This window comes from Planomicrobium sp. CPCC 101079 (assembly GCF_007859275.1).
Lineage (GTDB): Bacteria > Bacillota > Bacilli > Bacillales_A > Planococcaceae > Planococcus.
In genome coordinates, this window is record NZ_VOHC01000032.1 from 184,247 (window position 1) to 197,009 (window position 12,763).

General features: G+C 42.7%; 11 protein-coding genes and 1 rRNA gene. 8 read left to right on the forward strand and 4 right to left on the reverse strand.

Annotated elements, in window-relative coordinates; genetic code table 11:
• Positions 1 to 412 precede the first annotated feature (412 nt).
• The 4 genes from jag to rpmH form a co-directional block, all read right to left on the reverse strand.
• Positions 413 to 1,144 (reverse strand): RNA-binding cell elongation regulator Jag/EloR, encoded by a 732-nt coding sequence (gene jag / locus FQV28_RS18130; RefSeq protein WP_146497927.1) that lies wholly within the window; start codon positions 1,142 to 1,144, stop codon positions 413 to 415.
• Complete coding sequence (gene yidC, locus FQV28_RS18135) at positions 1,141 to 1,980, reverse strand: membrane protein insertase YidC (protein ID WP_146497928.1); 840 nt, start codon at positions 1,978 to 1,980, stop codon at positions 1,141 to 1,143. The genes jag and yidC overlap by 4 nt, the downstream gene beginning before the upstream one ends.
• A 61-nt stretch (positions 1,981 to 2,041) precedes the next feature.
• The gene (rnpA, locus tag FQV28_RS18140; RefSeq protein WP_146497929.1) at positions 2,042 to 2,383 is read right to left on the reverse strand and encodes a ribonuclease P protein component; all 342 of its coding nucleotides are present in this window, start codon (positions 2,381 to 2,383) and stop codon (positions 2,042 to 2,044) included.
• Positions 2,384 to 2,464: 81 nt separating this feature from the next.
• Entirely contained in the window at positions 2,465 to 2,602 is a 138-nt protein-coding gene (gene rpmH / locus FQV28_RS18145; RefSeq protein ID WP_146497930.1) for a 50S ribosomal protein L34, read from the reverse strand.
• A 494-nt stretch (positions 2,603 to 3,096) separates the two neighbouring features.
• Between rpmH and dnaA the strand changes: the two genes are divergently transcribed.
• From dnaA to FQV28_RS18185, 8 genes are all read left to right on the forward strand, one after another.
• Positions 3,097 to 4,443 carry a chromosomal replication initiator protein DnaA gene (dnaA, locus tag FQV28_RS18150; protein WP_146497931.1) on the forward strand — a complete coding sequence of 449 codons (1,347 nt, stop codon included), beginning with the start codon at positions 3,097 to 3,099 and terminating at the stop codon, positions 4,441 to 4,443.
• Between the two features lie 172 nt (positions 4,444 to 4,615).
• The gene (gene dnaN, locus FQV28_RS18155; RefSeq protein WP_146497932.1) at positions 4,616 to 5,752 is read left to right on the forward strand and encodes a DNA polymerase III subunit beta; all 1,137 of its coding nucleotides are present in this window, start codon (positions 4,616 to 4,618) and stop codon (positions 5,750 to 5,752) included.
• Between the two features lie 106 nt (positions 5,753 to 5,858).
• Positions 5,859 to 6,098: a S4 domain-containing protein YaaA gene (gene yaaA / locus FQV28_RS18160; RefSeq protein WP_146497933.1), complete on the forward strand. Its 240-nt coding sequence runs from the start codon at positions 5,859 to 5,861 to the stop codon at positions 6,096 to 6,098.
• Positions 6,088 to 7,200, forward strand: a complete 1,113-nt coding sequence (recF, locus tag FQV28_RS18165) for a DNA replication/repair protein RecF (RefSeq protein ID WP_146497934.1) — start codon at positions 6,088 to 6,090, stop codon at positions 7,198 to 7,200. The genes yaaA and recF overlap by 11 nt, the downstream gene beginning before the upstream one ends.
• Before the next feature lie 6 nt (positions 7,201 to 7,206).
• Entirely contained in the window at positions 7,207 to 7,416 is a 210-nt protein-coding gene (locus tag FQV28_RS18170) for a hypothetical protein (protein ID WP_146497935.1), read from the forward strand.
• Positions 7,417 to 7,465: 49 nt separating this feature from the next.
• Positions 7,466 to 9,394, forward strand: a complete 1,929-nt coding sequence (gene gyrB / locus FQV28_RS18175) for a DNA topoisomerase (ATP-hydrolyzing) subunit B (RefSeq protein ID WP_146497936.1) — start codon at positions 7,466 to 7,468, stop codon at positions 9,392 to 9,394.
• A 30-nt stretch (positions 9,395 to 9,424) separates the two neighbouring features.
• Positions 9,425 to 12,007 carry a DNA gyrase subunit A gene (gyrA, locus tag FQV28_RS18180; protein WP_146497937.1) on the forward strand — a complete coding sequence of 861 codons (2,583 nt, stop codon included), beginning with the start codon at positions 9,425 to 9,427 and terminating at the stop codon, positions 12,005 to 12,007.
• 663 nt (positions 12,008 to 12,670) lie between these two features.
• Positions 12,671 to 12,763, forward strand: a 16S ribosomal RNA gene (locus FQV28_RS18185); the annotation flags it as partial.

Genomic DNA, 12,763 nt, shown 5'->3' on the forward strand with positions numbered 1-12,763 from the left:
TGCAGTTTACTCCCTTCCCCAGATCAACACTTGTGCTGGTTCGAGTGAGGAACTACAAGAACAAGCATTAAAAATCAGCTAAGTTTTCTATATAAGTAGAACTGATTATTTTATACTTCTCATATTCCTCAAAAAGCACCGCTTTTTGAGGAATATTTTTATAGAAAGAGCTGAAAACAGATGACTTTTATATTTATGTGACTTCCTTAGCGACGGCTGCGTCCACGGGCTAGGCGAAGCAAGAAGACAGGCGTTCTTCCTGGCTTCTTGCGGGAACCATGCCCAAAGCAGCCAAAGCGATTTATAAAGCTTATTTCTCGCTAGTTCAACCTATATAAAACGTTTTATTAAATTTTAATTTTGCAAAAAAGCACAAAAAAGCGACTTGCTTCAGAGCAAGTCGCTTTTTTCATTATTTTAACGGTTCAATGACGAGATAACGATTTGGATCTTTTCCTTCTGAATATGTTTCGATATCGAGCCGCCGAGATAAAGCCTGGTGGATCACTTTACGCTCATACGATGGCATCGGTTCGAATTGAACACGCCCGCCAGTGCGGATTGCTTTATCCGCCATTCGGTCAGCCAGTTGCTCCAGCGTTTCTTGGCGGCGCTCCCGATAATTCTCAGCATCAAGTTCAATCATTATAAATTGATTTGAATATTTGTTCGCTACTAGTTGGGCCAATTGCTGAAGGGAGTTTAAGGTTTGCCCTCGCTTGCCGATCAGCATTGCCACTTTTTCGCTTTCCAAATACAAACTGATGTTTTTGCCTTTTTGTTGATGGGAAATTTTCAAATCATTGATTTTCATGCCTTTGGCAATGGATTGAATATAATTTTTTGTTTCAAGAATTGCTTGTTCTCTTGTGTCAGCTGGCGCTTCTTCTATTATCTCCACTTGAACTGTTTCTGTTTCAGTAACGTCCGGCACTGCTTGCACCTGCTCAGGAACAATTTGCAGCTGTTCTTGAGCGTTTACTGTCACTTCTACTTCAGCTTCTTTCGAGCCAAATCCCAAAAAGCCCTTTTTTTCTGTTTGAATCACATTGATGGTTACATCTTCTCGTTTAACTTGGAGTTTTTCTAATGCTGCAGATATCGCGCTTTCAACAGTTGGACCCGTTTGCGTGATCTGTTTCACTTTTTAACCCCTCCTGCTTTGGTTTTAACAGGTTTCCCTGATTTTACTTGTACAGGTTGTCTTTTTACAGGTTGTTTTTTAACAGGTTCTGCTGCTGTTACTTCTTTTTTCTGCCATGGACGGTAAATCACTAAGTTTTGAATGAGAGATACGATATTCCCCACTACCCAGTAAAGCGTCAATGCTGATGGCAAGACCACACCGAAACCGATGATCATGATTGGCATAAAATACATCATCACTTTCATTTGTGGGTTGTCCATCGCCGGGCCGGTACGCAAAACGACAAATTGCATAACCCCCGCAATGATTGCCAGAATAATGCTTGGCTCAGCAAGCGGGAAAATAAGGAACGAGCCGAGGTCAATTGACGGCGTATTGTTCATCCGGCTGATTGCATGGTAAAAACCGATCAAAATCGGCATTTGTACCACTACTGGCAAACACCCAGCCATCGGGTTGACTCCTTTTTCTTTAAAGAGAGCCATCATTTCCTGCTGGTATTTCTGTTGCGTTACCGCATCTTTGGACGGGTATTTTTCTTTTAATGCTTTTAGAGCGGGTTGTGCTTCTTGCATGCTTTTCGAGCTGCGGGTCTGCTTGATCATCAATGGCAGCAACACTAAACGAATGATGATCGTTACAGCGATGATAGCAAAGCCATAAGTTCCAAGAAGCCCTTTAAAGTACGTAATCGTAGCTACCAGCGGCCAAACGATATATTCATTCCAGAATCCCTCGCTTGAATCGCTTATCGGCTGGTTGTATTCGGTACAGCCGCTTAGCAGCAACGTTACTGCCACTAATGAAACGAGCAATAATAATCGCTTATTCAACCTTCTTCCCCCAAACATCTTTTCTATTACTTCTATACTAACATTCACTTTATGATGCCTGCTACTTCTTTGGCAAAGCACGCGCAATTTTCAATACGTGCTCCAAACTTTTCTTGCTTTCATGGAAATCCAAGGTGGCCGCCTGTTGCCGGGCGATGATAACGTAATCCGCATTCGGAAGCAAATCATGTTCAAGTTCTAAAAATGTTTGCCGTATGTACCGTTTAATGCGATTTCGCGTAACTGCGTTTCCTACTTTTTTACTGACGGACAAGCCAATCCGAAACGCCGGCTGTTCGTTTTTCAAAACATATACGATAAACTGGCGGTTGGCGAACGACTTGCCTTTTTTAAAGACTGTCTGAAATTCTTTATTCTTTTTGATCCGTTGGCTTTTGTTCATTTCTTCACCTGCTTATTTTTGATTCGTTTTCGCTGAAATACAGCAGAAAAGAAAAAAAGACCACTGATGCGGTCAGTGGACTTAAGCTGATAATACTTTTCTTCCTTTACGGCGGCGTGCTGCAAGAACTCTGCGTCCGTTTTTCGTGCTCATACGTGCTCTGAAGCCGTGTACTTTGCTGTGTTTGCGTTTGTTTGGTTGGTATGTGCGCAATGACATTATATATGACACCTCCTGATATGAGAGTTAACTATTTCTTAAAAGACAGTCTCGACTATTATATAGGGGACAAGCATCAAATGTCAATATCTTATTACAAGCCTTCTAGATCTTCTCTAGTTTCCCGTTCTAACAGTTATCCACAATCCTTCCAGAAAGTCAGATTCTAGTCTGTGCAGCTTTTTTTGCGGCACGAAAATTATCCACACCCCTTATCTACAAGTTTATAACATACAAACTGCTTGTGGACAGTTCTAATGTGCGCAACTGCAGCAATGTGGATAAGTTTAAGAACCGCTTGTAATGTCTCATGATTTTTGATAACATAGACTTGTTTTCACTTGTGTATAATTTTATCCCCAAATAACTTATCCACAATTTGTGCATAAGGTGTGGACAGTTATTCCCAAGACTGTTTACAAATGTTATCCACAGCTTGTGATTTTGTGTATGGTATACTTAAAAAAATATTTACATATAAAGGAGAAGAGCTATTGGAACACTTAGACGAACTATGGTCGAGTGTCTTAGCCGAAGTTGAGACTAAAATCTCCAAACCAAGTTTTGAAACCTGGTTAAAATCGACAAAACTTTTATCATATAAAAATGATACAGTCACAATTTCAGCGCCTAACTCATTTGCACGTGATTGGTTGGAAAACCATTACGTGCATTTAATTACTGGAATTCTCTCGGATTCAACCGGTGACGATCTGCTGATAAAATTTGTTGTGCCCAAAGATCAAGATATGGACGATTTTCAACTTCCAGCCCCACGTATTAAGCCAGGACAAGATGAACATCAGGAATTTTTGCCAGGAATGCTAAATCCGAAATATACGTTTGATACGTTTGTTATCGGCTCTGGCAACCGGTTTGCCCATGCCGCTTCGCTCGCTGTAGCGGAAGCGCCGGCGAAAGCATATAACCCCTTGTTCATTTACGGAGGCGTTGGATTAGGTAAGACACATTTAATGCACGCAATTGGACATTATGTCCTTGAACACAATCCCGATGCCAAAGTGGTTTACTTATCATCGGAAAAGTTCACCAACGAGTTCATCAACTCAATTCGCGACAACCAAACGGTCGATTTCCGTAATAAATACCGGAGTGTCGACATATTATTGATTGATGATATTCAATTTTTAGCCGGTAAAGAGCAAACGCAAGAGGAATTCTTCCATACGTTTAATACGCTGCACGAAGAGTCAAAGCAAATCATCATTTCAAGTGACCGACCGCCAAAAGAAATTCCGACGCTGGAAGACCGCTTAAGATCCCGCTTTGAATGGGGCTTGATCACGGATATCACACCGCCGGATTTGGAAACGCGGATTGCCATTTTGCGTAAAAAAGCAAAAGCAGATGGTCTTGATATTCCAAATGACGTGATGACGTACATTGCCAATTCCATTGATTCCAATATCCGTGAATTAGAAGGTGCATTAATCCGGGTAGTTGCTTATTCTTCGTTGATTAATCGGGATATGAGCGCCGAACTTGCTGCAGAAGCATTGAAGGACATCATGCCGAATTCAAAACCGAAAGTGATCACGATCTTGGATATCCAGCACGCTGTTGGGGAGCAGTTCCGTGTAAAATTGGAGGATTTTAAAACAAAGCGCCGAACAAAAGACATTGCTTATCCGCGCCAAGTCGCCATGTATCTGGCACGGGAAATGACGGATTTTTCATTGCCTAAAATTGGCGAAGAATTTGGGGGCCGCGATCACACGACCGTTATCCATGCCCATGAGAAAATATCTAAAATGCTAAAAGACAACCAGCAGCTCCAGCAAGATGTTAAAGACATCCGAAATGCGTTAAGCAAGCTATAATAGCCTGTGGATAACCGAAACTTTTTCCAAGCAGTTTATGCACACTTTATCTACATGTGGATAAGCTGCTTTTATTAGGTGAAATCGTGGTTATCCACATATTCACAGCCCCTACTACTATTACTGTTTTTAAGTTCTTTAAATAAAATATATATATAAGCGAGGTTCAATAATGAAATTCGAGATAATGCGTGAACGATTAGTCGAAGGTTTAAATGATGTAATGAAAGCTGTCAGTTCAAAAACAACGATTCCGATTTTGACTGGGATTAAAATGGATGTTTCAGCAGAAGGTATGCGTTTAACAGGAAGCGACTCAGACATCACAATCCAAACGTTCATTCCAGCGGAAGAAGACGGAAAGCAAATTATTCAAGTAGCCCAAGGAGGAAGTATTGTCCTTCAAGCAAAAGTATTTGGGGAAATCATCCGTAAATTGCCAACAAATGAAGTTGAAATCGAAATTACAGGCAATTTCCAAACGCATATCCGTTCAGGAAAATCTGAATTCCATCTGATTGGTCTGGATGCAATGGATTATCCACAATTGCCGGATATTCAAGATGACCGTTTGTTCACAATTCCAGCTGATTTACTGAAAACAATTATTCGCGAAACGGTTTTTGCCGTTTCAAGTTCTGAGACTCGACCGGTATTGACTGGCGTTCATTGGGAAGTCAAAGACGGGGAATTGGTTTGCGTTGCCACAGACAGTCACCGATTAGCGCGCCGCAAAACAAAACTTGAAACGCTGCCAGAAGGGGAATACAGCGTTGTTATTCCTGGAAAGAGCTTAACGGAGCTAAACAAAATCTTGGACGACAATTCTGAAGCTGTGGAGATCGTTATGACAAATCAGCAAGTATTGTTCAAATCAAAACACATTCTGTTTTTCTCTCGTTTACTAGAAGGCAATTATCCGGATACATCCCGTTTAATTCCTTCTGAACATAAAACTACGGTGACGGTTAATGGCCGTTCACTTTTGCAAGCGATTGACCGTGCATCGCTGCTTGCTCGCGAAGAACGCAACAACGTTGTCCGTTTTTCTGCAAATGCAGGCAGTGAAGTAGAAGTATCTTCAAACTCGCCAGAAGTCGGGAAAGTAGAAGAGCAGCTTCAAGCACAAAGCATTGAAGGAGAAGAACTGAAAATTTCTTTCAGCGCTAAATTTATGATGGATGCCTTAAAAGCGATCGACGGCCAAGACGTCGTTATTCAATTTACAGGAGCTATGCGGCCGTTCATTTTGAAATCAGCTTTAGACGATTCCATTTTGCAGCTGATTCTTCCTGTCCGAACATATTAAAATCGATTAACACCCTCAGGATAGCCATACAGGCTATCCTTTTTACTTTTTAGCTAAAATAGAGTAAAATAAAGGGATAGACTACGAATTGAAGGATGAGTGCATTTTGAAGGAAATCGGGATTGAAACTGAATTTATTACCCTTGGCCAATTATTGAAGATGACGGATACGATTAGCTCAGGCGGAATGGCAAAATGGTTTTTGAGCGAACACGAAGTTTTTGTTAATGGAGAGTTGGAAGATCGAAGAGGCCGTAAACTTCGTCCAGAAGATCAAGTCAGCATTCCAGAAGTCGGTGAATTCCGGATTGTTGTTGCCGAAGGCATGAGCTTCGATGCGGATTGACCGGCTCGAGCTTTTAAACTACAGGAATTACGAATCACTTGATTTGTCTTTTTCCCCCGAAATCAACGTTTTGATCGGTGAAAACGCCCAAGGAAAAACCAATATCATGGAATCGTTATATGTTTTATCCATGGCGAAATCGCATCGGACGTCCAATGACAAAGAATTAATACGCTGGGAAACGGACTATGGTAAAATTAAAGCTGATGTTTACCGCAAGTACGGGAAACTGCCACTTGAAATAACTCTGTCAAAAAAAGGGAAAAGTGCAAAAGTGAATCATTTGGAACAACGACGGCTTAGCGACTACATTGGCCAATTGAATGTGGTTATGTTCGCTCCAGAAGATTTGAATTTGGTCAAAGGCAGCCCGCAAGTACGCCGGCGTTTTATCGATATGGAAATTGGCCAGATTTCTCCTTTGTATTTGCACGATTTACTGACGTATCAAAAACTTTTAAAACAACGAAATCATATATTGAAACAAAATTACGGCAAAAAGTCGATTGATGACGTAATGTTCGATGTCTATACAGAGCAGTTTATAGAAGCTGCAGTAAAAATCATTCGAAAAAGATATCAGTTTATGGATCTTCTGCAAAAATGGGCCGAGCCTATCCATCAAGGTATTTCCCGTGGGCTAGAACAACTTCAAATCCGCTATCAACCAATCAGCGGTTTAAAGCCCGAGTGGACGTCAGAAGAAATGGCGTCTTTTTTAGAGCAGAAATTAGCTGAAGTACGGAAACGGGAATTAGAACGTGGTTTGACACTTGTCGGCCCTCATCGGGACGAATTGCAGTTTTTTGTCAATGGCTATGATGTTCAAACATATGGCTCTCAAGGGCAGCAACGGACGACTGCCTTGTCGTTGAAGCTTGCAGAGATCGAGTTGATCAAGCAAGAAGTGGGAGAAGCTCCGGTTCTGCTTTTGGACGATGTTTTGTCAGAACTGGATGATTATCGCCAATCCCATTTGCTGAATACCATCAAAGGAGCGGTCCAGACGTTTGTGACCACTACAAGCGTTGAAGGCATTCAGCATGAAACGATTCAAAGCGCACGCCTCTTCGAAGTATCCCAGGGCATGGTTAAGGAATGATGGGTTATGTATGTGCAAGTAGGCAAAACACAGACCATCCAAATAAACGAAATCATCGCTGTCATTCATCATGAAAACTATATGCCGGCTGCTTTCGTGCGGCTCTTAGTGCCTAGAGAGGAAGTAAGGGCATTTATCGTCACCGCCGATTTTGTTTACGGATCTCCTTACCGGGCTCAAGCCATTGTGAAGAAGATAAATGACCGGCGATTGTAATTAAGCAAGAAAGAATAGAAATGTTTTTAAGGAAGAGCAGGTGAATGGAATGGCAATGGAAGAAAAAAATCTTCAGCAATCATATGGTGCAAATCAGATTCAAGTTCTTGAGGGATTGGAAGCTGTTCGCAAAAGACCCGGCATGTACATTGGTTCAACCGGTTCAAGAGGGCTTCACCATTTAGTATGGGAAATTGTCGACAACAGCATCGATGAAGCGCTTGCCGGCTATTGCGATGAAATCAAAGTAACGATTGAAAAGGGCGATTGGATTCGTGTAGAAGATAATGGCCGAGGCATTCCAGTCGGGATACAGGAAAAAATGGGGCGTCCAGCGGTGGAAGTCATCATGACAGTTCTTCATGCCGGCGGTAAATTCGGCGGCGGCGGATATAAGGTATCAGGCGGACTTCACGGCGTAGGCGCTTCAGTAGTGAATGCATTGTCAGAAGTCACTGAAGTTTACGTTAACCTCGATCAAAAAAGACATTATATTAAGTTTGAGCGCGGAGCAGTTGTAGAAGAACTGAAAGTTATCGGCGAATCTGAGCATACAGGAACTACTATCCGTTTCAAAGCAGATGGAGAAATTTTCCAAGAAACAACGGTGTACGAATATGATATTTTGGCACAGCGCTTGCGTGAATTGGCGTATTTGAACCGCGGTTTAAGAATTATTGTAAAAGACGAACGTGAAGGAAAAGAAAAAGAAAACGTCTATCATTACGAAGGCGGAATCAAGTCGTACGTTGAACATTTGAATAAATCCAAAGATCCTCTTCACGAAGAGCCGATTTATGTGGAGTCTGAAAAAGACGGCATCTCTGTTGAAGTGGCCATGCAATATAATGGCGGCTATGCGGCAAACATCTTCTCATTTGCCAATAACATCAATACGCACGAAGGCGGAACGCACGAATCCGGTTTTAAAACAGCCTTAACGCGTGTCATCAATGATTATGGCCGGAAAAATGGCATGCTAAAAGACCAGGAAGCGAATTTAACTGGGGACGATGTCCGCGAAGGATTGACTGCCATTATTTCAGTTAAACATCCGGATCCTCAATTTGAAGGGCAAACCAAAACAAAGCTAGGCAACACGGAAGTCAGTACAATTGTCAACAATCTATTTTCTGCTGGTTTTGAACGTTTTCTTCTCGAAAACCCATCAGTATCACGGAAAATCGTAGAAAAAGGCATCATGGCTTCTCATGCACGAATGGCTGCGAAAAAAGCCCGTGAATTTACTCGGCGAAAATCGGTTCTAGAAGTATCAAGTTTGCCAGGGAAATTGGCCGACTGTTCTTCTCGAGATCCGAAAATCAGCGAGATTTACATTGTTGAGGGTGATTCTGCAGGTGGTTCGGCAAAATCAGGGCGTGATCGCCATTTTCAAGCGATTTTACCGCTTCGCGGAAAAATCCTCAATGTGGAAAAAGCACGTTTAGATAAAATTCTTTCCAATGCGGAGATCCGTGCCATCATTACGGCTCTTGGGACCGGCATCGGCGAAGAATTTACATTGGAAAAAGCCCGTTACCACAAAGTGGTCATTATGACGGATGCAGACGTTGACGGAGCACATATCCGGACATTGTTGTTGACTTTCTTTTTCCGTTACATGCGCCCGTTGATTGAGGCTGGCTATATTTATATCGCTCAGCCGCCGTTGTTCCAGATCAAACAAGGGAAGCATGTGGAGTACGTATACACCGATGCCCAATTGAAAGATGCGCTTGAAAAATTGTCAAGCAACCCGAAACCGAATATTCAGCGCTATAAAGGGCTTGGCGAAATGAACGCTACGCAGCTATGGGATACAACGATGGATCCGGACGTCCGGACCCTATTGCAAGTGACACTTGAAGACGCTATGACGGCGGACGAAACATTCCATATGCTTATGGGCGATGATGTTGAACCACGCCGCAACTTTATTGAAGAAAACGCACGTTATGTTAAAAACTTGGATGTATAAGACATCATAAGTTGAGAGGAGGCTGCAGAGATGGCGGAACGGCCAAGCAGCGGAGTAGAAGAAATAAATATCAGCACGGAGATGCGTACGTCATTTTTGGATTATGCCATGAGCGTAATCGTCTCACGTGCGTTGCCAGATGTACGGGATGGGTTAAAACCTGTCCACCGGCGAATTCTTTACGCTATGCACGATCTCGGAATCACTTCGGATAAAGCATACAAAAAATCAGCGCGTATCGTAGGGGATGTTATTGGTAAATACCACCCTCACGGTGATAGCGCGGTTTACGAGACAATGGTAAGAATGGCGCAAGATTTCAGTTACCGCTATATGCTTGTAGACGGACACGGGAATTTCGGGTCCGTCGATGGCGATGCGGCAGCAGCTATGCGTTATACCGAGTCTAGAATGTCAAAAATTTCCATGGAACTATTGCGGGATTTAAATAAAAATACCATCGATTACAAAGAAAACTACGACGGCCAAGAAAAAGAACCGGTTGTTTTGCCAAGCCGGTTCCCGAACTTATTGGTCAACGGAACTTCCGGTATTGCAGTCGGAATGGCCACAAACATCCCTCCTCATCATTTAGGAGAAACAATTGATGGCGTTTTGGCATTGGCTGAAAATCCGGCAATTACGACAGAAGAATTGATGGAACTGATCCCTGGGCCCGATTTCCCGACAGGCGGGATTATTTTAGGCCGGAGCGGCATCCGGCGCGCTTATGAAACCGGCAAAGGTTCTATCATGATTCGTTCCGTTGCTGAAATTGAAACAAAACCAAACGGCAAAGAAGTCATTATCGTCAACGAACTTCCTTATCAAGTGAACAAAGCACGATTGATTGAAAAAATCGCGGAATTGGTCCGCGACAAGAAAATCGAAGGCATTACTGATCTGCGCGATGAATCGGACCGCAACGGTATGCGCATCGTCATTGAAGTAAGAAGAGACGCCAGCGCGAATGTATTGTTGAATAATTTATACAAACAAACAGCGATGCAAACAAGTTTCGGCATTAACATGCTGGCTCTTGTAGACGGGCATCCAAAAGTTCTCGGTTTAAAAGAAGTTCTGTTCCATTACTTAGAACACCAAAAAGTGGTGATTCGCCGCCGGACACAATTTGATTTGACCAAAGCGGAAGACCGTGCGCACATTTTGGAAGGGCTGCGTATTGCACTTGACCATATCGATGCCATCATTGCCTTGATTCGTGGTTCCCAAACAACGGAAGAAGCGCGCAATGGCTTGATGAGCAACTTCAACTTGTCTGAGCGTCAATCACAGGCAATTTTAGACATGCGTCTTCAACGGTTAACTGGCCTTGAACGTGATAAAATTGAAGAAGAATATCAAGGGCTAGTGAAGTTGATCGAAGAACTTCGCGAGATTTTGGCCAACGAATACCGGATCCTCGAAATTATCCGTGAAGAGTTAACGGAAATCAAAGAACGTTTCAGCGACGAACGCAGAACAGAAATCACCACTGGCGGAACAGAAATGTTCGAAGATGAAGATTTAATTCCGCGGGAAGCTTCTGTTTTGACGCTAACTCACAACGGCTATATCAAGAGAATGCCTGCTAACACTTTCCGCAGCCAAAACCGTGGAGGCCGAGGCGTACAAGGAATGGGCACAAACGAAGACGATTTCGTTGAACACCTGCTTTATACTTCGACTCACGACACAATTTTGTTCTTCACGAACAAAGGGAAAGTTTATCGCAAAAAAGGCTATCATATTCCTGAATACGGCCGGACTGCAAAGGGGCTGCCTTTGGTCAATTTGCTTGAAGTAGGGAAAGATGAGAAGGTAACGGCTGTCATTCGCGTAAAAGAGTTCAAAGAAGATGCGTTCTTCTTCTTTACTACACGTGATGGGGTCAGCAAACGTACACCGTTGGCAAGCTACGCAAATATCCGCCAGAACGGTTTGATTGCCATCAGTCTGCGTGAAGAAGACGAATTGATTTCTGTTAAACTGACAGACGGCACGAAAGAAATGGTGATCGGGACAAGAGACGGAGCGTTGATCCGTTTCCCTGAAACCGATATCCGGGAGATGGGCCGGACAGCAAGTGGAGTCCGGGGCATTCGTTTGCGTGAAGGCGACAAAGTCGTCGGCATGGAAATTTTAGACCCAGGAGATAACGTGCTAGTCATTACAGAAAAAGGCTACGGCAAACAGACAAAAGAATCGGAATACCGTGTTCAAACACGTGGTGGTATGGGAATCAAAACTTGTCAGATCACTGACAAGAATGGTCCACTAGTCGCTGTTCGAACAGTGAGCGGCTTAGAAGACATCATGCTTATCACCGTAAACGGGATTCTAATCCGCATGGACGTAAACGACATCTCAACAACTGGAAGAAGCACACAAGGTGTTCGCTTGATCAAGTTAGGAGAAGATGAAGTCGTTGCGACAGTTGCAAAAGTGAAAAAAGATCTCGATCTACCAGAAGAGACAGAAGAAGTCGATGAAAATGTTGAAGGCCAGTTGATCGAAGAAAGTGCTGAGGCAGATGTTTATGTCGAAGACGAAATCGTTCCTGACGAAACCTTTGATAATGTAGAAGAAGATCCTGAGGAAGACGAAGAATAAGATTAAAAACCCTGCTGATAACTCAGCGGGGTTTTATTTTTTGAATTTGATTGGAAGTTCTATATATAGAAAGAAATCTTCAAGCCAGTTCTACTATTACTACTACTTTTAAAGCTTTGTAAAAATCTTGAGGCAAACTCTGAAAAGGGATAAGGTGAAGTGAACTCCGGTATGAAAAACGCCTAGTTAAGTTTATGAAAAGTAGTAATGAAATATAAGCTATTCAGTTGAGAAGCTACCGACAAAAAAATTGTTGACTTCATCTTTAGTTCTTGTTATATTGATAAACGTCCTTAAAATAACTTGATAAAATCATTGAATATAAATGTTGACAAGAAGTTATGAATTGGATATACTAATAAAGTTGCCAAAGAAACGAGGGCATGGGTGCCATAAAAAAGTAAACTTTATGGTTGACATCGAATCGGATAAAAGGTATACTAATAAAGTTGTCGCCAAAGACAACGGCAAGCATGAACCTTGAAAACTGAACAGCAAAACGTCAACAACAGTTTATTGGCGCGTTCCGAACGCGGCAATAAAATTTCTGCGATGGTTGCCTTTGGGCAATCGGAGCACAACCTACTGATCAAGCTTCGCTAGATCAAGCGATTCGCGCGTCTTTTTAAGACGGCGAGCGCCAGCATGAGCAATCAAGCTTCTATAATGGAGAGTTTGATCCTGGCTCAGGACGAACGCTGGCGGCGTGCCTAATACATGCAAGTCGAGCGGAACCGGAAGAGCTTGCTCTTTTGG